Here is a 20,570-nt window from a genome sequence, read left to right as displayed (position 1 = left end):
GTCCCCGGATCTGACGCCAGGAGCCCGGCTTGTCCCCTCAGCGGCCACAGTGGCCTTGCCCTGACTGCGGCACCCCCTTCCAGGAGGAGGCCCGCTTCTGCATGAAGTGCGGGCGGGCGAGAGGGGAACTCCCGGCGCCTCCTGCCGACGCGGCCCCCGGCACTCCGCCTGCGGACGCGGCCCCCGGCACTCCGCCTGCGGACGCGGCCCCCGGCACAACGCCGCCGCCGCCGAACGCCCCCGCACCGAGCGTCCCCACGCCGCACGCCCCGCCTCCGCCCACCGCTCTGCCCGGCGCCCCGGCCGGACCCCTGGGACCGCCTCCGCCCGCGTACGTTCCCGCGCCCGCGGGCCCCTCGCCCGTCGGCGCCTTCCTCGGGCGTGCCTTCCGCGGCGGCTGGGCCGCGTCCGCGCAGGCCGCGCTCTGGCCCGTCGGGATGCTGCTCATCGCCTCCGCCGCGATCGCGATTCCTTCGTACGGGCAGGAGGACGAGGTCGTCGTCTCCTTCACCGACCGTTTCCGACTGGTCCTGGCCCTGCTGTTGCAAGGGGTCGGCGGCGGGTTCGAGGTGAGCGGGCCGGGTGAGGACTCCAACCCCTTTGGATCCGGCGGTGATTCGGGCCTCTTCGAGGGCAGCGGAGGGGACTCCGGCACCGCCTCCCTCTCAGTGGTACCGCTCACCCTCACGGCCCTGTGGATCGTGGCCCTGCTCATCGGCGTCCGCATGCTGCGCGCCCGCCAGGCCCTCGTGCCGCGGACCTCCCGTACCGCCGGTCTCGAAGCGGCCGTACGGATCGCGCTCCTGACGTGCGGTGCGGTTCTGGTGCTCGCGCTGTTCGCGGCGCCCACCATCGACGGCGTCGAGGTGTCCTCGGCCCCGCTGCTCTCCGCGCTCGGCGCCCTGGGCCTCTCGCTCGCGACGGCCGCCGCGCTGCTGCACCGGGACGATCTGGCGGAATGGCTCGCGGTACGCCCGGGTGTCCACGCCTTCGTACGGGCCGGGGCAACTGCCCTGCGCGCCCTGGCTGTCGTCCTGGCGCTCGGCGCACTCGTCGCGTATCTCTGCCTCGCCGCCCAGGAGGACATGGAGAAGGAGGGCCTGCTCGTCCTGCTCGCGTTCCTGCCCAATCTGGGCGCCGCGGCGGTGGGTCTGGGCTGGGGCGGTGCGCTGGAGTTCAGCGCGCGCGGCAGCAGCGGCTTCTCGGGCGGAACGGAGTCCGAGACCGTCGATCTGTCCGAGCTCGCCGATCTGACCAACGACTGGGCGCTGGCCGGCGGGCTCGCGCTCGGCGCGGTGTGCGCGCTGACCGTCGGTGTGCTCGCCGCTCGCCGGCACGCCGGGCGGGGTGAACAGGTCCTGGTGGCAGGGCTGTTCTTCGCCGTCCTGCTGATCGTGGGCGCCGTCTCCGGGCCGGCCCTCGAGGGATCGTCCGGCGAGATCGCGGAGCTCAGCGGACAGGGCAGCTTCGAGGCCGGCCTGAGCATCCCGGAGATGCTCCTCTTCGGCCTGCTGTGGCTTTCGGCGGCCACCTTCCTCGGGCCGTACGTGCTGCGGATGACCGGCAACGGCAGCGTGCCGCCCGCGCCCTACGCCCCGCCGACGCCGCTGTACGCACCGCCGTTCACCGGTGCCCCCGCCGCTCACCCGGTGTACGAACTGGGGATGCTGGGGGGACCGGCCGCCGACCAGGACGTACCCGACGCCGCGCGGCCGCCCGGTCAGGAAGCTCAGACCGGTCAGGACGAGCAGGCGCCGGGTCAGGGCGAACCGGTCCCCGGTCAGGGCGAACCGGTCCCCGGGCAGGGCGGACCGGTGCCCGGTCAAGGCGAACCGGTCCCCGGGCAGGGCGGACAAGCGCCCGGTCAGGTAGGACAGGCGCCCCACCCGCAAGGTGCGCCCCCGCCGGGCCCGTACACCCCCTTCGCCGCCCAGCCCACCCAAGTCCCCTCCGCCCCCGACGCGTTGTACAGCCACGGCTACGGATACCCGCCCCCTGCGCCGACCCCCGCCGGACCGCCCGCGCAACGCTCCCGCGTCGCGCTCTGGGTCGTCACCCTCACCGCCGCGCTCGCCCTCGGCGGTGGCGCGACGGCCGGTTTCCTGCTGCTCCAGAACGAGGACGGCGGGGATCCGGGTACGGACGATGCCAAGCCCTCGGTCTCCGCTTCCCCGTCCCCCAGCGCTGAGCCGCCCACCACAGAGCCGCCCACCACCGACCCCGTCCCCTCCGAGACGCCCGCGACCGACGCGTCCGGGAGCCCCACCGCAGGGACCAGCTCGCGGATCGTCACCGACCCCGCCGGCTTCTCCTTCGCGGTCCCGGACGTCTGGAGCCGCGTCGGCGAGGAGAACGGGCAGATCACCTATGCCGGTTCGACCGGGTTCGGGCACTTCCTGATCGGTGTCGTCCCGGACGCCCCCGTCTCCTCGTACGAGAACTTCCTGACCATCGAGCAGAAGTCGCAGAATCAGCCCGACTATCAGCGGGTGCGGCTGGAGGAGAACACCTTCCGCGGGCTGCCGGGCGCCATCTGGGAGTACACGTACACCGAGAAGGAGACCGGCCGCACCGTGCACGCCATCGACCAGGGGTATGTGGCCGAGGACGGCACGGAGTACGCCATCTACTTCACGGACTACGAGGAGAACTGGGAGCTCGGCGGCCAGGAGATCTTCGACGAGGCGCTCGCGACCTGGCGCCTCACGAACTGACGCCTGGCACGGCATTTCGCCGAACTGACGCCTGGCACGGCACCTCGCCGAACTGACGCCCGCCGCCCGGAGGTTGAGCATCCGGGCGGCGCCCGCACGGCACCGGCTCACCGCACGGGCAGGATCCACTCCCCGCTGCCGCCGGGCTCGTCCAGCTCCCGCTGCATCCCGCCGTGCGGTGGGCGGGGTGTGCGCGGTTCGCGGACCCCGCTGCCGCCCTCGCCCTCGTCGGGACCGAAGTCGAACCAGAGGGTGACGACCGCGCCGAAGGGCACCCGCGCGCCCGGCTCGGGGAACTGCCGTACGACATAGTCGGTGACCATGAACGGGAAGTCGGGCTCCTGCGGAGCGTCGACCAACAGGCCGACGAGCGCTGCCTGTTCACGTACGTCCATCGCCATCTGACCGACGAACTTCGGGACCGTCACTTCGGGTTTTCTGCGCAAAGCCGTCACCCCCAGGCGTACCGGAAGGGTAGACGGCAACCGGTCCGACCGGAAGGCGGCGGACCGGTCACAGCGGGACCCCGGGAACCGGGCGGGAGGTCAGAGCGGCACGCGGAGACTCACAGCACCAAGCGGTACCGGCGTCCGCGCTTGTTGCCCACGGGCGTGACGTACTCCTCGGCCAGCTCCATCCCGAGCCGCTCGATCACGGCGATCGACCGGTGGTTCTCGGCGTTGACCATCGCGACGACCTCCGGCACACCGGCCGCCTCGAGGCGTTCCAGGGTGGTGAGCGCGGCCCCGGTCGCCAGGCCCTTGCCCCACGCGGACCGGCCGAGCCGCCAGCCGATCTCTATGGCACCCACCGGCCCCCACTGCGGATGCGGCCAGGGCTGTGCGCCCGTGAAGCCGGCCACCCGGCCGTCCTCGCCGAGGATCGTCCAGAAGCAGAAGCCGAGTTCGGCGTCATGGCGGCGCTGGCGGGCCGTGAGCTCCTCGTACACCGAGACCTCGGCGGACTTCCCGCCGTGGAACTCCATCACCTCGGGGTCGTCGAACACCTGATGCCAGGCATACGCGTCCTCCTCGGTCGGGACGCGCAGGCGGTCGGCGGGCAGGGGCACGAGCGATCGAGGCGTGGGTGGTGTCATGCGGGCGGCCCTCCGATTCGTGATCAAGCGGCCCCCATAGACTGCCCCTGTCCAGTGCTGTTCAGCACGCAGATTCTTTACGCCAGGGGAGAACCCGCCGTGACCGAGCCCCTCTCCGAGCCCGTATCCGACGCCCTCACCAAACCCCTGTCCGAGAACACCGCCGATGTCATCGTGGTCGGAGCCGGACCGGCCGGAGCCACGACGGCGTACTACCTGGCGAAGGCCGGACTCGACGTCCTGCTCCTGGAGAAGACCGCGTTCCCGCGCGAGAAGGTCTGCGGCGACGGCCTGACCCCGCGCGCCACCAAGCAGCTGGTGTCGATGGGCATCGACATCTCCGAAGAGGCCGGCTGGCTGCGCAACAAGGGGCTGCGCATCATCGGCGGCGGCGTGCGGCTCCAGCTCGACTGGCCCGAGCTCGCCTCGTATCCGGACTACGGGCTCGTCCGCAAGCGCGACGACTTCGACGAGCAGCTCGCACGCCAGGCGCAGAAGGCGGGCGCACGCCTCTACGAGCGCTGCAACGTCGGCGCCCCGATCCTCGACGACCGCACGGGCCGCATCACGGGCGTGCACGCCAAGCTCGGCGAGGAGAAGAAGGAAGTCACCTTCCACGCCCCGCTGGTGGTCGCCGCGGACGGCAACTCCACGCGGATCTCCCTCGCGATGGGCCTGCACCGCCGCGAGGACCGTCCGATGGGCGTCGCGGTCCGTACGTACTTCGAAAGCCCCCGCCATGACGACGACTACCTGGAGTCCTGGCTGGAGCTGTGGGACCGCCGCGGTCCGGGCGAGGACCGGCTGCTGCCCGGCTACGGCTGGATCTTCGGCATGGGCGACGGCACGTCCAACGTCGGCCTCGGCATCCTCAACTCCTCGAAGGCCTTCCGCGAGCTGGACTGGCGCGAGGTCCTCAAGGCCTGGTGCGCCTCGATGCCGGAGGACTGGGGCTACACGCCGGAGAACATGACGACCCCGATCCGGGGCGCCGCTCTCCCGATGGCCTTCAACCGCCAGCCGCACTACACGAAGGGCCTGCTGCTCGTCGGTGACGCGGGCGGTCTGGTGAACCCCTTCAACGGCGAGGGCATCGCGTACGCCATGGAGTCCGGCCAGATCGCGGCGGACGTCATCGTCCAGGCGCACTCCCGCCAGACCCCCTCGCAGCGCGAACTGGCCCTGCAGCGCTACCCGAAGATCCTCAAGGAGACCTACGGGGGCTACTACACGCTGGGCCGCGCCTTCGTGAAGCTGATCGGCAACCCGAAGGTCATGAAGATCGCGACGCAGCGGGGCCTGACGCACCCGATGCTGATGCGCTTCACGCTCAAGATGCTCGCGAACCTGACGGACCCGTCGGGCGGCGACGCGATGGACCGGATCATCAACGGTCTGTCGAAGGTGGCCCCGAAGGCCTGACCGCGTACGCGGCTCAACCGGTGGCGGGCCAGGGCTCCAGAGCGACGACGGCTTCCGTGGGGATCGGACCGTAGACGTGCGGGAACTCGGGCCCGCCCGGCGACGCGGCCTCGTAACGCACGGGAGCCGTCAGGCGTTCGGCCTCGACGACCAGGACGACCAGCTCGCCGTGGTGCGGATCCTCGCCGTACAGGAACCGCGCCACGGCCGGGAGCTGCTGCCGGGTCGAGCAGTGGATGAATCCCTCCTCGGCGAGGGTCCGGCCGCGGGTGGACTGTTCGTACGAACCGGTGCGAACGGCCTCGTCCCACAGGGCGCGTTCGGTGAGATGCAGGAGCTCCGTCATGGCGGCCGAGCCTAACAACGGCTCCGGGGGCGGGGGTACGGGACAAGGGGTGGGACTGTGAACGAGGCGATACCGGACGGCTCCTGGCAGCTGGAGCCCCGGGTGGGCGGCGCGCTGGCCGGGCGCTGGTGGCAGTGGGCGCTGTCCGCGCCCGAGGAGCTGAGCCCGGTCCGGGACGAGACGGGGGAGCACGCCGCCTGGAACCAGCCGGACGACCTGTGGTTCCTGGCGGGGACGTACGGGGGCAAAGTCACCCGCACCTGTGCGATCCCGGCGGACCGGCCGGTGTTCTTCCCGGTCTTCAACATCCAGACCGTACGGGGCCGGCTCGACCAGGAGCCGCCGAGGATGCCCATCGCGCGGGCCGAGGCCTGGCTCAACGGCGTGCCGCTGCGACTGACGCAGTTCTCCGGGCAGTTCGGCCCGGACGGCGAGCGCCGCCACACCTGGGGCCTGTGGGGCGCGCTCGCCCCGCTGCACCCCGGCGAGTACGTCCTGGAGATCAAGGCGGACACGGGCAGGGGCTTCTGGGTGGACACGACGTACCACCTGACCGCGTCCATGGACTGACCGCACGGAAAAGCGAAGGGCCGCTGCACCCCCGAGGGTGCAGCGGCCCTTCGCCGTACGCGGTGTGACGCGGAATCAGGGAACGCGGACTCAGAGAACGCGGACCGCGCCCGAAGCCGGGTAGCCCGACAGGTCCTGGATGACGACACCCTTCGAGGGGTTCGCGGCGTCCAGGTACTGGCCGTTACCGATGTAGACGCCCGTGTGGTACGCCGAGCCCTTGCCGCCCCAGTAAAGGATGTCGCCCACCTGGAGGTTGGACGTGCCGACCTCGGTGCCGACCATCGACTGGTCCTGGGAGACGCGCGGCAGATCCACGCCGGCCTGCTTGAACGCGGCCTGGACGAGGGAGGAGCAGTCCCACGCGTTGGGGCCGGTGGCACCCATGACGTAGGCGTCGCCGAGCTGGGCCTTCATGAAGGAGATGACCGCGGAGACCGAACCGGAGGCGGGGGCCTCGGCGGTGGCGGAGGCGGAGGCGGTGGAGAGCGTGGTGCGCTCGGAGTCGCGGGCGGCGCGCTCCTTGGCGGCACGCTCGGCGGCGCGCTTCTTGGCGGCGGCCTTGGCCTTGGCCTCGTCCTTGGCCTCCTTGGCGTCCTTGGCGGCGGCCTCGATGGCCGCGTCCTTGTCCGCCTGGAGCGTGTACGCGTCGGCCGCCTGCTGCGTGGCGTCCGCGGTGGCGGCCACCTGGGTTGCCAGGTCGGTGGTGAGCGTCGGCATTTCGATGGTCTCGGTCACCGGCTCGGCCGCGTTCGCCATGCCAGTGGTGCCGGCCACCGCGAGGGTGCTGAGGACGCCACCGGCAACTCCGGCGCGCAGCTTGGTGACGCGCTGCGGGCGGGGCTTCCGGTGGCTGGGTATGTGAGCGGTGTGGGACATGAGAACAACCGGTATCAGGGCGTCAGGGTTCCCTTCAAGAAACGTGTGCTGCGCCACAGTTGTGGCCGATCGAGCCGAATCCCGCGCGTGTCGACGCTTATTGACGCCGTAACGGGCAATTTGGACAGCCATGATCGGCGCTGTGATCATGGGTTTTCCAAGTAACGCCCGTTTTGCCCCGCACTTACCACTGCTCGCTGTTGTTGGCCAAGCCCGGTTCTTCACGGTCCTCACAGAAGTGGCACAGGTCACGAACAGGTCTCCATCGCGAGCTGGCGAACGGGCACGGAATCGCTCGTGAATGTGTGCACGCGTCAGCAGCCGTACAAAAGGGTCCCCCGAGCGAGGGAAGGCTGCCCTTATCAGGTTGCCGATCAAGGCGCCAATTTGCTTGCAGCTGCCATCACTTGATAGTGAGCGCACCCTCGTGACCAGCGGTAACTGGCTAATTGATCACCATTGGTGATCACTCCGGAGCTTCGCGTATGAAGATCACCGCTCATCCGACTTCATGATCCTTCGTCAGGTGGTGGAGATCACAAAGGCGTTGTCGTACCCCGTGTCGCAGATCACAGACCGGCAGGCATAGGATGCGGGGCAGTTGGGCTTGTGAACTGCCTCACATAAGCACGATCTTGGTGAGTCGGGGCACGCGCCCCAAGAAGTCAGTCCGCCGAAGCAGTCAATGTCGACTGAGAGGAGCGAGGAGCGGTGAACGCTTATGCGCCCATCCTCGTACTGGGAGCCCTAGCGGCAGGCTTTGCGATCTTCTCCGTGGTCATGGCCACGCTTATCGGTCCAAAGCGGTACAACCGCGCCAAACTCGAAGCCTATGAGTGCGGTATCGAGCCGACGCCGACTCCGGCCGGCGGTGGGCGCTTCCCGATCAAGTACTACCTGACGGCGATGCTCTTCATCATCTTCGATATCGAGATCGTCTTCCTCTATCCCTGGGCGGTCACCTTCGACGCCCTGGGTGTTTTCGGGCTCGTGGAGATGTTGCTCTTCGTGCTCACCGTCTTCGTCGCCTACGCGTACGTCTGGCGACGCGGCGGCCTGGAATGGGACTGAGGGGCTAGGGACCTATGGGACTCGAAGAGAAGCTGCCGAGCGGTTTTCTGCTGACGACGGTCGAACAGGCAGCGGGCTGGGTGCGCAAGGCATCCGTCTTCCCCGCCACCTTCGGCCTCGCCTGTTGCGCCATCGAGATGATGACCACGGGCGCAGGGCGTTACGACCTCGCCCGTTTCGGCATGGAGGTGTTCCGCGGTTCGCCCCGCCAGGCGGACCTGATGATCGTCGCGGGCCGGGTCAGCCAGAAGATGGCGCCGGTCCTCAGGCAGGTCTACGACCAGATGCCGAACCCCAAGTGGGTCATTTCCATGGGCGTCTGCGCCTCCTCCGGCGGCATGTTCAACAACTACGCGATCGTCCAGGGCGTCGACCACATCGTCCCCGTCGACATCTATCTGCCCGGCTGTCCGCCGCGGCCCGAGATGCTCATGGACGCGATCCTCAAGCTGCACCAGAAGATCCAGGGTTCCAAGCTCGGTGTGAACGCCGAAGAGGCCGCTCGCGAGGCGGAGGAGGCGGCCCTCAAGTCGCTCCCCCTGATCGAGATGAAGGGGCTGCTCCGGTGAGTGACAGCAATGGCGTGAACCCCGAGAAGGACCTCGGCGCCTCCAACCTCCCCGGCCAGCGCGGTGAGCACGGCGAGGAGATCCGCGTCCAGCGCGGCATGTTCGGCGCCAACAACGGCGGCGACACCTCGGGTTACGGCGGCCTCGTCCGCTCGGTGCGGCTGCCCGGTCCCAGCAACCGCCCGTACGGCGGCTGGTTCGACGAGGTGGCCGACGAACTCGAAGGCGCCCTGGAGGAGCAGGACCTCCTCCCTTCGAGCGCGATCGAGAAGACGGTCGTCGACCGCGGCGAGCTCACCTTCCACGTCGTACGAGAGCACCTGCTCCAGGTCGCACGCACCCTGCGCGACGACCCGGCCCTGCGCTTCGAGCTGTGCACCGGCGTGAGCGGTGTGCACTACCTGGAGGACAAGGGCCGTGAGCTGCACGCGGTGTACCACCTGCGCTCGCTCACGCACGGCCGGCTCATCCGGCTCGAGGTCAGCGCTCCCGACAGCGATCCGCATGTGCCGTCCCTGGTCGGCATCTATCCGACCAACGACTGGCACGAGCGTGAGACGTACGACTTCTTCGGGCTGATCTTCGACGGTCACCCGGCGCTGACGCGGATCATGATGCCGGACGACTGGCAGGGCTTCCCGCAGCGCAAGGACTATCCGCTCGGCGGTATCGCCGTCGAGTACAAGGGCGCCCAGATCCCGGCTCCGGACCAGCGGAGGTCGTACAGCTGATGAGCACTTCACACGCTTCCGCCCGCGAGACCACCGAGGGGACTGTATATACAGTCACCGGCGGCGACTGGGACGAGATCGCGCAGGCCGCGGCCAAGTCCGACGACGAGCGCATCATCGTCAACATGGGCCCGCAGCACCCGTCCACTCATGGGGTTCTCCGCCTGATTCTTGAGATCGACGGCGAGACGGTCACCGAGGCCCGCTGCGGCATCGGCTATCTGCACACCGGCATCGAGAAGAACCTCGAGTACCGGACCTGGACGCAGGGCACCACCTTCGTCACGCGCATGGACTACCTGACGCCGTTCTTCAACGAGACGGCGTACTGCCTCGGCGTCGAGAAACTGCTCGGCATCGAGGAGCAGATCCCGGACCGCGCGAGCATCATCCGCGTCCTGCTCATGGAGCTGAACCGGCTTTCCTCGCACCTGGTCTGCATCGCCACCGGCGGTATGGAGCTGGGCGCGACCACGATCATGATCTACGGGTTCCGGGACCGCGAACTGATCCTGGATCTCTACGAGTTGATCACAGGGCTCCGGATGAACCACGCGTACATCCGCCCCGGCGGTCTCGCCCAGGATCTGCCGCCAGGCGCGGTGGACCAGCTGCGCGAGTTCGTGAAGACCATGAAGAAGAACCTTCCCGAGTACGACAAGCTCGCGACCGGGAACCCGATCTTCAAGGCCCGTATGCAGGACGTCGGTTACCTCGACCTCGCGGGCTGCATGGCCCTCGGGGCCACGGGCCCGATCCTGCGCTCGGCCGGTCTGCCGCACGACCTGCGCAAGACCGACCCGTACTGCGGCTACGAGACGTACGAGTTCGAGGTCCCGACCTCCGAGACCTGCGACTCGTACGGCCGCTTCCTGATCCGGCTCGAAGAGATGCGGCAGTCGCTGCGGATCATCGAGCAGTGCCTGGACCGGCTCGCGCCGGGACCGGTCATGGTCGCCGACAAGAAGATCGCCTGGCCCGCGCAGCTCGCGCTCGGCCCGGACGGACTCGGCAACTCGCTCGACCACATCAAGAACATCATGGGCACCTCCATGGAGGCCCTGATCCACCACTTCAAGCTGGTGACGGAGGGCTTCCGGGTCCCGCCCGGCCAGGCGTACACGGCCGTCGAATCGCCCAAGGGCGAGCTCGGCGTCCATGTCGTCTCCGACGGCGGCACCCGCCCCTACCGGGTCCACTTCCGCGACCCGTCCTTCACCAATCTGCAGGCCATGGCGGCGATGTGCGAGGGCGGGCAGGTCGCCGACGTCATCGTCGCCGTCGCGTCCATCGACCCCGTGATGGGAGGCGTCGACCGGTGACCACTTCTCAAGAGGGCGTCAGCCTGGGCATGCCCCAGCTGCCGGCCCCCGACTACCCGGCCGATGTCCGTGCCCGGCTCGAAGCGGACGCGAAGGAAGTCATCGCCCGCTACCCGGACTCGCGCTCGGCGCTGCTTCCGCTGCTGCACCTCGTGCAGTCCGAGGAGGGGCACGTCACCCGGACCGGCATGCAGTTCTGCGCCGACGTGCTCGGTCTGACGACGGCCGAGGTCACGGCCGTCGCGACCTTCTACACGATGTACCGGCGCAAGCCGTCGGGCGACTACCAGGTCGGCGTCTGCACCAACACGCTGTGCGCCGTCATGGGCGGCGACGCCATCTTCGAGGACCTCAAGCAGCACCTCGGCGTCGGCAACAACGAGACCACCGAGGACGGCAAGGTCACCCTCGAGCACATCGAGTGCAACGCGGCCTGCGACTTCGCGCCCGTGGTGATGGTCAACTGGGAGTTCTTCGACAACCAGACCCCGGGCAGCGCACGGCAGTTGGTCGACGACCTGCGGGCCGGACGCGAGGTACAGCCCACGCGCGGTGCGCGCCTGTGCACCTTCAAGGAGACCGCGCGGATCCTGGCCGGTTTCCCGGACGAGCGCGAGGGCGCGGTGGACGAGTCCGGCGGCGCCGGTCCCGCCTCGCTGATCGGTCTGCGGCTCGCCAAGGGCGAGGCGGTCCCCGCCCGCGTGGTGCACCCGCGCGGCGAGGCCCCGCAGGGCGAATCCGCCCCCGAGCACCTGTCGTCGCACGACGCACCGCAGCAGACGTCGGCCTCAGACCCTGCCCACCCGGCAGGTCCGACCGCCGAGGAGGGGGAGTGATGACCTTGGCAGCCGAGATCGATCACGAGATGAGCCCCGAGAAGCTCCTGGCCCCGGTCCTCTCCGCGTTCTGGGACGAGGACAAGCCGTGGACTCTTGAGACGTACAAGCGGCACGAGGGATACGAGGGCCTGCGCAAGGCGCTCGCCATGACGCCCGACGACCTCATCGCGTACGTCAAGGACTCCGGTCTGCGCGGACGTGGCGGCGCGGGCTTCCCGACGGGCATGAAGTGGCAGTTCATCCCACAGGGAGACGGCAAGCCGCACTACCTCGTGGTGAACGCGGACGAGTCCGAGCCGGGCACCTGCAAGGACATCCCGCTGCTCTTCGCCAATCCGCACAGCCTGATCGAGGGCATCATCATCGCGTGTTACGCGATCAGGTCGAACCACGCGTTCATCTATCTGCGCGGTGAAGTCGTCCCCGTACTGCGGCGCTTGCACGAGGCCGTACGCGAGGCATACGAGGCCGGATACCTCGGCGAGAACATCCTGGGCAGCGGACTGAACCTCGAACTCACCGTGCACGCCGGCGCCGGCGCGTACATCTGCGGTGAGGAGACCGCGCTCCTCGACTCGCTCGAAGGCCGCCGCGGCCAGCCCCGCCTGCGTCCTCCCTTCCCGGCTGTCGCAGGTCTTTACGCGTGCCCCACTGTGGTGAACAACGTGGAGTCCATCGCGTCTGTTCCCGCGATCCTGAACAAGGGCAAGGACTGGTTCAAGTCGATGGGCAGCGAGAAGTCCCCGGGCTTCACGCTGTACTCGCTCAGCGGCCATGTCTCCTCGCCGGGCCAGTACGAGGCCCCGCTCGGCATCACGCTGCGCCAGCTGCTCGACATGAGCGGCGGGATGCGGCCGGGCCACCGGCTCAAGTTCTGGACGCCGGGCGGCTCTTCGACCCCGATGTTCACGGACGAGCACCTCGACGTCCCGCTGGACTACGAGGGTGTGGGCGCCGCGGGTTCGATGCTCGGCACCAAGGCGCTGCAGTGCTTCGACGAGACCACCTGTGTCGTACGGGCGGTCACGCGCTGGACCGAGTTCTACGCCCATGAGTCCTGCGGCAAATGCACACCGTGCCGCGAAGGGACGTACTGGCTGGTCCAGTTGCTCCGTGACATCGAGGACGGCAAGGGCCAGATGTCCGACCTCGACAAGCTGAACGACATCGCCGACAACATCAACGGCAAGTCCTTCTGCGCCCTCGGCGACGGCGCCGCCTCGCCGATCTTCTCCTCGCTCAAGTACTTCCGCGAGGAGTACGAGCAGCACATCACCGGCAAGGGCTGCCCGTTCGACCCCTCCCGGTCGACTCTCTGGGCCGACAAGCACGCTTCAAGCGCGGAGGTGAACGTATGACCGTCACGACCAACGCTCCCTCCGGGGGCGGAGAGGCGGCGGTTCCGCCGGAAGATCTCGTCTCGCTGACGATCGACGGCGTGGAGCTGAGCGTGCCGAAGGGCACCCTCGTCATCCGGGCCGCCGAACAGCTCGGCATCGAGATCCCGCGCTTCTGCGACCACCCGCTGCTGGACCCCGCGGGGGCCTGCCGGCAGTGCATCGTCGAGGTCGAGGGCCAGCGCAAGCCGATGGCCTCCTGCACCATCACCTGCACCGACGGGATGGTCGTCAAGACGCATCTCACCTCGCCGGTCGCGGAGAAGGCGCAGAAGGGTGTGATGGAGCTCCTGCTCATCAACCACCCGCTCGACTGCCCGGTCTGCGACAAGGGCGGCGAGTGCCCGCTGCAGAACCAGGCGATGTCGCACGGCCAGTCGGACTCGCGCTTCGAGGGCAGGAAGCGCACGTACGAGAAGCCGGTGCCGATCTCGACACAGGTGCTGCTCGACCGCGAGCGCTGTGTGCTCTGCGCCCGCTGCACCCGGTTCTCGAACCAGGTCGCGGGCGACCCGATGATCGAGCTGATCGAGCGCGGGGCGCTGCAGCAGGTCGGTACCGGTGAGGGCGACCCCTTCGAGTCGTACTTCTCCGGGAACACGATCCAGATCTGCCCGGTGGGCGCGCTGACTTCGGCCGCGTACCGCTTCCGCTCGCGACCGTTCGACCTCGTCTCGTCGCCTTCCGTGTGCGAGCACTGCGCGGGCGGTTGCGCGACCCGCACCGACCACCGGCGCGGCAAGGTCATGCGGCGGCTCGCCGCCGAGGACCCCGAGGTCAACGAGGAGTGGGTCTGCGACAAGGGGCGGTTCGGGTTCCGGTACGCGCAGCAGCGCGACCGGCTCACGACTCCTCTTGTACGCGGCGCCTCGGGTGAGCTCGAACCGGCTTCGTGGCCCGAGGCATTGGAGGCGGCGGCCCAAGGTCTGCTTGCCGCCCGTGGCCGGTCCGGCGTGCTGGCCGGCGGCCGGCTGACCGCCGAGGACGCGTACGCGTACAGCAAGTTCGCGCGCGTGGCCCTGGACACCAACGACGTCGACTTCCGCGCCCGCGTGCACTCCTCCGAGGAGGCCGACTTCCTGGCCGCCGCGGTGGCCGGACGCGGCCGAGACCTCGACGGCTCCGGAGTCACGTACACGAAGCTGGAGAAGGCGCCCGCCGTCCTGCTCGTCGGCATCGAGGCCGAGGAGGAGGCGCCCGGCGTCTTCCTGAAGCTGCGCAAGGCCTGGCGGCAGTCCAAGCAGCAGACCTTCGCGCTGGCGCCCTACAGGACCCGCGGTCTGGAGAAGGCCGGCGGCACGCTGCTTCCCGCCGCTCCCGGCACCGAGACCGAGTGGCTGGACGCGCTCGCCTCCGGCGTCGGGCTCGAAGGGGAGGGTGCGAAGGCGGCCGAGGTGCTGCGCGCCGAAGGCTCCGTGATCGTCGTCGGTGAGCGGCTCGCGTCCGTCGCGGGCGCGCTGACCGCGGCGATGCGTGCGGCCACCGCGATCGGCGCCCAGCTCCTGTGGATCCCGCGCAGGGCGGGTGAACGCGGCGCCATCGAGGCGGGCGCGCTGCCCTCGCTGCTTCCGGCCGGCCGCCCCGCGACGGATCCGCGGGCGCGCGAGGAGGTGGCCGTCGCCTGGGGCGTGGCCGAACTCCCGCACCGCTACGGCCGCGACACCGGCCAGATGATCGAGGCCGCGGCGACCGGCGAACTCGGTGCTCTGGTCGTCGCCGGCGTCGAGGTCGCGGACCTGCCGGACCCGGCGCGGGCGCGTGAAGCGCTGAGCGCGGCGTTCGTGGTCTCCCTCGAACTGCGGCCAAGCGAGGTCACCGCGGTCGCGGATGTCGTCCTTCCGGTGGCCGCGGTCGCCGAGAAGGCGGGGACCTTCCTCAACTGGGAAGGCCGGGCAAGGCCGTTCGAAGCGGCCCTGAAGCCCGACCACATGACCCGCGCCCTGTCGCCCACCGACGCCCGCGTGCTCCACATGCTCGCGGACGCCATGGACGTCCACCTCGCGCTGCCGGACAACACGTCCATCCACCGTGAGCTGGAGCGCCTCGGCCCCTGGGACGGACCGCGCGCGACCGAACCGCTCGAGACCGCGGGGCAGTTGCCCCGGCCGGCCTCCGGCGAGGCGGTGCTCGCGGGACACCGGCTGCTGCTCGACCAGGGCAGGCTCCAGGAGGGCGACGAGGCGCTTGCCGGCACACGGCACGCGGCCGTCGCCCGGGTCTCCGCCGCCACGGCCGCCGAGGCCGGGGTCAAGGACGGCGACGAGCTCGCCGTGACCGGGCCCGCCGGCTCCGTACGACTGCCGCTGCAGGTCACCGAGATGCCCGACCGCGTGGTCTGGCTCCCGCTGAACTCGGTCGGCGGAGGCGTCGCCTCCGACACCGGGGCCCACCCGGGCGAGCTGGTCAAGATCGGCCCGGCCACGGGCACTTCGGATGTCGCGGAGGTGGAGGCATGAGCCCCGCAGTGACTCTCGCCGCGGAAGACCTGTCGATGTTCGGCACCGACCCGTGGTGGCTGGTCGCCGTCAAGGCGGTCTTCTGCTTCGCGTTCCTGATGGTGACCGTGCTGCTCTCCATCGTGTGGGAGCGCAAGGTCGTCGCCTGGATGCAGCTGCGCATCGGCCCCAACCGCCATGGCCCGTGGGGACTTCTGCAGTCCCTCGCGGACGGCGTGAAGCTGATGCTCAAGGAAGACGTCATCGTCAAGCGGGCCGACAAGGTCGTCTACGTCCTGGCGCCGATCGTCGCGGCCATCCCGGCCTTCATGGCGATCGCGGTGATCCCCTTCGGGCCCGCCGACAACCAGGTGTCGATCTTCGGCCAGCGCACCACGATGCAGCTCACCGACCTGCCGATCGCGATGCTCTACATCCTCGCGGTCGCCTCGGTCGGCATCTACGGCATCGTGCTCGCGGGCTGGTCCTCCGGGTCCACGTACCCGCTGCTCGGCGGCCTGCGCTCCTGCGCCCAGATGATCTCGTACGAGATCGCGATGGGCGCCGCGTTCGCCTCGGTCTTCCTCTACTCCGGCTCGATGTCGACCTCGACGATCGTGGAGGCGCAGGGGGACCGCTGGTACATCCTGCTGCTCCCGGTGTCGTTCCTGCTCTACATCGTGACCATGGTCGGTGAGACCAACCGCGCTCCGTTCGACATGCCGGAGTCCGAGGGCGACCTGGTCGGCGGCTTCAACACCGAGTACTCGTCCATCAAGTTCGCGCTCTTCATGCTCGCCGAGTACGTGAACATGGTGACGGTCTCGGCGGTCGCGACCACCCTCTTCCTGGGCGGCTGGCGGGCCCCGTACCCGATCAGCACCTTCTGGGAGGGCGCCAACTACGGCTGGTGGCCGATGCTCTGGTTCATCGTCAAGGTCCAGCTGCTGTTGTTCTTCTTCATCTGGCTGCGCGGCACGCTCCCGCGTGTGCGCTACGACCAGCTGATGAAGCTCGGCTGGAAGGTGCTCATCCCGGTCTCCGTGGTCTGGCTGATGCTCGTCGCGACGGTGCGCACGCTGCGCAACGAGAACTACGACTTCGCCGAGATCGTGATGTACGTGGCCGGCGGAGTCATCGCGCTGCTCCTCCTTTCCTTCGTGGTGGACATGTTCCGCGGCAAGGAGAAGGACACGGAGCTCAAGCAGGCTCCGGAGGTCTTCGACCCGATGGCCGGCGGCTTCCCCGTACCGCCGAAGCCCGGTCAGAGCCTGCCGCCCGTGCCACGCCGACGGTCGCGCCAGGAGCGGGAGTTGGTTGTCAGTGGTGGCCCCGATACTCCCAGTGACGGAAAGGAGGCGGACGGTGTCTGAGGAAACAGGAAAGTCCATCGAGCCGACCGGGTCCGCCGGGCTGCCCGCACAGGCGGCCGGGTCGGGCTCCGGCGAAGGCAAGGACACGGCGCAGGGGTTCCAGAACCCCGTGGCCGGGTTCGCCGTGACCTTCAAGGCCATGTTCAAGAAGCGGCTCACGGAGCAGTACCCGGAGCAGCAGAAGACCACGGCGCCGCGCTTCCACGGCCGGCACCAGCTCAACCGGCACCCCGACGGGCTCGAGAAGTGCGTCGGGTGTGAACTCTGCGCCTGGGCCTGTCCCGCCGACGCCATCTACGTGGAGGGCGCGGACAACACCGACGAGGAGCGCTACTCGCCCGGTGAGCGCTACGGCCGCGTCTACCAGATCAATTACGCGCGCTGCATCCTGTGCGGACTCTGCATCGAGGCGTGCCCCACGCGGGCGCTCACGATGACGAACGAGTTCGAGCTCGCCGACTCCAGCCGCGCCAACCTGATCTACACCAAGGAGCAGCTGCTCGCCGGGCTCGAGGACACCATGGTCGACAGCCCGCACGCGATCTACCCGGGCATGGACGAGAGCGACTACTACCGCGGTCTGGTCACCGAGGCGGCGCCCGGGACCGTGCAGCAAGTCGCGCACTCCAAGGGCGAAGTGGTGCAGGAGGGCGACTCCACCTTCGGCGGGACCGAGCCCGCGTCCGGGAAGGTGATCGGCCGATGAGCGCGCTCGCCTCCCACGCGGTGACCGACCTCGCCGCCTACACCACCTCCACAGGTGAGGCCTTCCAGTTCTGGGTGCTCGGCACCGTCGCCGTGATCGGCGCGCTGTGCACGATCCTGATGAAGAAGGCCGTGCACAGCGCGCTGTGCCTGGCCGGCACCATGATCATCCTGGCGGTGTTCTACCTCGCCAACGGGGCGTACTTCCTGGGCATCGTCCAGGTCGTCGTCTACACCGGCGCGATCATGATGCTCTTCCTCTTCGTGGTCATGCTCGTCGGTGTCACCGCGGCCGACTCCCTGAAGGAGACCATCAAGGGGCAACGCTGGCTCGCGGCCCTGTGCGGTCTCGGCTTCGCGGTGCTGCTCACCGCGGGCATCGGGAACGCCGCGATCACCGAGTTCAACGGGCTCGGCGCGGCCAACGCGGGCGGGAACGTCGAGGGCCTCGCGGCCCTGATCTTCACCAAGTACGTGTTCGCCTTCGAGATCACCGGCGCGCTGCTGATCACCGCGGCCGTCGGCGCCATGGTGCTCACGCACCGCGAGCGCACCGAACGCGCCCTCACCCAGCGGGAGATGGCCGAACGGCGCGTACGCGAAGGCAAGCACCTGCCGCCGCTGCCGGCGCCCGGTGTCTACGCCCGGCACAACGCGGTGGACATCGCCGGTCTGCTCCCCGACGGCACCCCGTCCGAGCTCACCGTGATGAGGACGCTGCGGGACCGCGGTCAGATCCGTGATGTGTCCAGCGAGGCGCTGAAGGACCTGGCGGCCCTCGAGCAGCGCTCCGCGGAGCGGCTCGGCAGGGACAACGACCGGGAAGAGGAGGCCGCGAAGTGAACCCCGTCAACTACCTCTATCTCGCCGCCCTGTTGTTCGCGATCGGCGCCACAGGCGTGCTGATCAGGCGGAACGCGATCGTCGTGTTCATGTGCATCGAGCTCATGCTCAATGCCTGCAACCTCGCGTTCGTGGCCTTCTCGCGGATGCACGGCAATCTCGACGGCCAGATCATCGCGTTCTTCACGATGGTCGTCGCCGCCGCCGAGGTCGTGGTCGGGCTGGCGATCATCGTGTCCCTGTTCCGTTCCCGCCACTCGGCCTCGGTCGACGACGCCAGCCTGATGAAGCTCTAAAGGGGTCGCTGAATCGTGGAGAACTTGATTGCGCTGCTCGTCGCGGCGCCTCTGCTCGGAGCGGTGGTCCTGCTGTGCGGTGGGCGCCGGCTCGACCGGACCGGCCACTGGCTCGGCACGCTGCTCGCGCTCGGCTCGTTCGTCGTCGGCGTGGTCCTGTTCCTGGACATGCTGGGCCGCGACGGCGAGGACCGGGCGATGCACCAGCATCTGTTCAGCTGGATCCCGGTCGGCGGCTTCCAGGCCGATGTGGCCTTCCAGCTCGACCAGTTGTCGATGACCTTCGTGCTCCTGATCACCGGTGTGGGTTCGCTGATCCACATCTACTCGATCGGCTACATGGAGCACGACGAGCGGCGCCGCCGCTTCTTCGGCTATCTGAACCTGTTCCTCGCGGCGATGCTGATCCTGGTCATCGCCGACAACTACCTGCTCCTGTACGTGGGCTGGGAGGGCGTCGGTCTGGCGTCGTACCTGCTCATCGGGTTCTGGCAGCACAAGCCCAGCGCGGCCACCGCGGCCAAGAAGGCCTTCCTGGTCAACCGCGTCGGCGATATGGGCCTGTCCATCGCGATCATGCTGATGTTCACCACGTTCGGGACCTTCGCCTTCGGCGATGTACTCGCGGCGACCGGTGAGACCAGCGAGGGCAAACTGACCGCGATCGGGCTGATGTTGCTGCTCGCCGCGTGCGGCAAGTCGGCCCAGGTGCCGCTGCAGTCCTGGCTCGGGGACGCGATGGAGGGCCCGACCCCGGTCTCGGCCCTCATCCACGCCGCGACCATGGTGACCGCGGGCGTCTACCTGATCACCCGGTCCGGCGCGATCTTCAACGGCGCTCCGGACGCCCAGCTGGCCGTGGTCATCGTGGGTGCGGTCACGCTGCTCTTCGGTGCGATCGTCGGTTGCGCCAAGGACGACATCAAGAAGGCCCTCGCGGGTTCGACGATGTCGCAGATCGGCTACATGATCCTCGCGGCCGGCCTCGGCCCGATCGGCTACGCCTTCGCGATCATGCACCTGGTGACGCACGGCTTCTTCAAGGCCGGGCTCTTCCTCGGTGCCGGTTCGGTCATGCACGGCATGAACGACGAGGTCGACATGCGCAAGTACGGCGGTCTGCGCAAGTACATGCCGGTCACCTTCGCGACCTTCGGGCTCGGCTATCTCGCGATCATCGGCTTCCCGGGTCTGTCGGGCTTCTGGTCCAAGGACAAGATCATCGAGGCGGCCTTCGCGTACGACGACGGGATCCGCGGCTGGATCTTCGGCGGCGTGGCCCTGCTCGGCGCCGGCATCACCGCGTTCTACATGACCCGCGTGATGCTGATGACCTTCTTCGGCGAGAAGCGCTGGCAGCCGACGCCCGACCCGCACAAGGAGCCCAGCGCGGAGCCCGCGGCGGACGGTCACGGCGGAGAGATGCCGCACCCGCACGAGTCGCCCAAGTCGATGACGATCCCGATGATCGTGCTCGCCTTCGGCTCGGTCTTCGCGGGCGGTCTGTTCTCGCTCAACGAGTCGTTCGTGCACTGGCTCGAGCCGGTCACCTCGTTCGAGCACCCGCACCCGGTGATCAGCGTCCCGGCCATCACGGCCTCCACGATGGTGGTGCTGCTGATCGGTGTCGCGATCGCCTGGGCGATGTACGGGCGCAAGCCGATCCCGGTCACCGCGCCGCGCGGCTCGCTGGTCACCCGTGCCGCCCGCCGCGACCTGCTCCAGGACGACTTCAACCACGTGGTCCTGGTCCGCGGCGGCGAGCACCTCACGCGCTCGCTGGTGTACGTGGACCACACCCTGGTGGACGGCGTCGTCAACGGGACGGCGGCCGGCTTCGGCGGGCTCTCCGGCCGGCTGCGCAAGCTGCAGAACGGCTACGCCCGCAGTTACGCGGTCTCGATGTTGGGCGGTACGGCGGTACTCGTCGCCGCGACCCTGCTGATGAGGGCGGTCTGATCC

General features: G+C 69.1%; 19 protein-coding genes. 15 read left to right on the top strand and 4 right to left on the bottom strand.

The window, feature by feature from the left end; translation table 11 throughout:
• The first annotated feature begins 101 nt into the window (after nucleotides 1-101).
• The gene (locus ABT367_RS07495) at nucleotides 102-2,714 is read left to right on the top strand and encodes a proline-rich domain-containing protein (protein ID WP_352250558.1); all 2,613 of its coding nucleotides are present in this window, start codon (nucleotides 102-104) and stop codon (nucleotides 2,712-2,714) included.
• A 107-nt stretch (nucleotides 2,715-2,821) separates the two neighbouring features.
• Here ABT367_RS07495 and ABT367_RS07490 read toward each other — a convergent pair whose 3' ends face one another.
• Nucleotides 2,822-3,142 carry a PASTA domain-containing protein gene (locus ABT367_RS07490; protein ID WP_352250556.1) on the bottom strand — a complete coding sequence of 107 codons (321 nt, stop codon included), beginning with the start codon at nucleotides 3,140-3,142 and terminating at the stop codon, nucleotides 2,822-2,824.
• Nucleotides 3,143-3,279: 137 nt separating this feature from the next.
• Nucleotides 3,280-3,810 (bottom strand): GNAT family N-acetyltransferase, encoded by a 531-nt coding sequence (locus ABT367_RS07485; protein ID WP_352250554.1) that lies wholly within the window; start codon nucleotides 3,808-3,810, stop codon nucleotides 3,280-3,282.
• A gap of 99 nt (nucleotides 3,811-3,909) precedes the next feature.
• On the opposite strand from ABT367_RS07485, the gene ABT367_RS07480 reads away from it, so the two are divergent.
• Nucleotides 3,910-5,232 (top strand): geranylgeranyl reductase family protein, encoded by a 1,323-nt coding sequence (locus ABT367_RS07480; protein ID WP_352250552.1) that lies wholly within the window; start codon nucleotides 3,910-3,912, stop codon nucleotides 5,230-5,232.
• A 13-nt stretch (nucleotides 5,233-5,245) separates the two neighbouring features.
• On the opposite strand, the gene ABT367_RS07475 is transcribed toward ABT367_RS07480, so the two are convergent.
• Nucleotides 5,246-5,578: a DUF952 domain-containing protein gene (locus ABT367_RS07475; protein WP_352250550.1), complete on the bottom strand. Its 333-nt coding sequence runs from the start codon at nucleotides 5,576-5,578 to the stop codon at nucleotides 5,246-5,248.
• A gap of 57 nt (nucleotides 5,579-5,635) precedes the next feature.
• Between ABT367_RS07475 and ABT367_RS07470 the strand changes: the two genes are divergently transcribed.
• A complete protein-coding gene (locus ABT367_RS07470) occupies nucleotides 5,636-6,148 on the top strand; it encodes a hypothetical protein (protein ID WP_352250548.1) in 513 nt (170 codons plus the stop codon).
• A gap of 90 nt (nucleotides 6,149-6,238) precedes the next feature.
• Here ABT367_RS07470 and ABT367_RS07465 read toward each other — a convergent pair whose 3' ends face one another.
• The gene (locus ABT367_RS07465) at nucleotides 6,239-7,027 is read right to left on the bottom strand and encodes a C40 family peptidase (protein WP_352250546.1); all 789 of its coding nucleotides are present in this window, start codon (nucleotides 7,025-7,027) and stop codon (nucleotides 6,239-6,241) included.
• A 711-nt stretch (nucleotides 7,028-7,738) separates the two neighbouring features.
• Here ABT367_RS07465 and ABT367_RS07460 point away from each other — a divergent pair.
• From ABT367_RS07460 to nuoL, 12 genes are read left to right on the top strand one after another with little or no spacing between them, the layout of a single operon-like run.
• A complete protein-coding gene (locus ABT367_RS07460) occupies nucleotides 7,739-8,098 on the top strand; it encodes an NADH-quinone oxidoreductase subunit A (RefSeq protein WP_093617117.1) in 360 nt (119 codons plus the stop codon).
• A gap of 14 nt (nucleotides 8,099-8,112) precedes the next feature.
• On the top strand, nucleotides 8,113-8,667 hold the full coding sequence (locus tag ABT367_RS07455) for a NuoB/complex I 20 kDa subunit family protein (protein ID WP_352250544.1): 555 nt from the start codon (nucleotides 8,113-8,115) through the stop codon (nucleotides 8,665-8,667).
• Nucleotides 8,664-9,398 carry an NADH-quinone oxidoreductase subunit C gene (locus tag ABT367_RS07450; RefSeq protein WP_352250542.1) on the top strand — a complete coding sequence of 245 codons (735 nt, stop codon included), beginning with the start codon at nucleotides 8,664-8,666 and terminating at the stop codon, nucleotides 9,396-9,398. Before ABT367_RS07455 ends, ABT367_RS07450 begins: the two co-directional genes overlap by 4 nt.
• On the top strand, nucleotides 9,398-10,720 hold the full coding sequence (locus ABT367_RS07445) for an NADH-quinone oxidoreductase subunit D (protein ID WP_352250540.1): 1,323 nt from the start codon (nucleotides 9,398-9,400) through the stop codon (nucleotides 10,718-10,720). The genes ABT367_RS07450 and ABT367_RS07445 overlap by 1 nt, the downstream gene beginning before the upstream one ends.
• Before the next feature lie 29 nt (nucleotides 10,721-10,749).
• On the top strand, nucleotides 10,750-11,556 hold the full coding sequence (gene nuoE / locus ABT367_RS07440; protein ID WP_352250662.1) for an NADH-quinone oxidoreductase subunit NuoE: 807 nt from the start codon (nucleotides 10,750-10,752) through the stop codon (nucleotides 11,554-11,556).
• Nucleotides 11,553-12,917, top strand: coding sequence for an NADH-quinone oxidoreductase subunit NuoF (gene nuoF, locus ABT367_RS07435; protein WP_352250538.1), 1,365 nt, complete (start codon nucleotides 11,553-11,555; stop codon nucleotides 12,915-12,917). The genes nuoE and nuoF overlap by 4 nt, the downstream gene beginning before the upstream one ends.
• Nucleotides 12,914-15,412, top strand: coding sequence for an NADH-quinone oxidoreductase subunit G (locus tag ABT367_RS07430; RefSeq protein ID WP_352250537.1), 2,499 nt, complete (start codon nucleotides 12,914-12,916; stop codon nucleotides 15,410-15,412). The genes nuoF and ABT367_RS07430 overlap by 4 nt, the downstream gene beginning before the upstream one ends.
• Entirely contained in the window at nucleotides 15,409-16,764 is a 1,356-nt protein-coding gene (nuoH, locus tag ABT367_RS07425) for an NADH-quinone oxidoreductase subunit NuoH (protein WP_352250535.1), read from the top strand. Before ABT367_RS07430 ends, nuoH begins: the two co-directional genes overlap by 4 nt.
• A 40-nt stretch (nucleotides 16,765-16,804) precedes the next feature.
• Nucleotides 16,805-17,470 (top strand): NADH-quinone oxidoreductase subunit NuoI, encoded by a 666-nt coding sequence (gene nuoI / locus ABT367_RS07420; RefSeq protein ID WP_352250660.1) that lies wholly within the window; start codon nucleotides 16,805-16,807, stop codon nucleotides 17,468-17,470.
• Nucleotides 17,467-18,312: an NADH-quinone oxidoreductase subunit J gene (locus ABT367_RS07415; protein WP_352250533.1), complete on the top strand. Its 846-nt coding sequence runs from the start codon at nucleotides 17,467-17,469 to the stop codon at nucleotides 18,310-18,312. The genes nuoI and ABT367_RS07415 overlap by 4 nt, the downstream gene beginning before the upstream one ends.
• Nucleotides 18,309-18,608, top strand: coding sequence for an NADH-quinone oxidoreductase subunit NuoK (gene nuoK / locus ABT367_RS07410; protein WP_055529377.1), 300 nt, complete (start codon nucleotides 18,309-18,311; stop codon nucleotides 18,606-18,608). Before ABT367_RS07415 ends, nuoK begins: the two co-directional genes overlap by 4 nt.
• A gap of 15 nt (nucleotides 18,609-18,623) precedes the next feature.
• Nucleotides 18,624-20,567, top strand: a complete 1,944-nt coding sequence (gene nuoL, locus ABT367_RS07405) for an NADH-quinone oxidoreductase subunit L (RefSeq protein ID WP_352250531.1) — start codon at nucleotides 18,624-18,626, stop codon at nucleotides 20,565-20,567.
• The last annotated feature ends 3 nt before the right edge of the window (nucleotides 20,568-20,570 follow it).

It is taken from the genome of Streptomyces mesophilus (genome assembly GCF_040300965.1).
Classification (GTDB): domain Bacteria; phylum Actinomycetota; class Actinomycetes; order Streptomycetales; family Streptomycetaceae; genus Streptomyces; species Streptomyces mesophilus_A.
The sequence above is the reverse complement of the archived record's forward strand: the minus strand, read 5'-3'. Positions and strand labels throughout refer to the sequence as shown.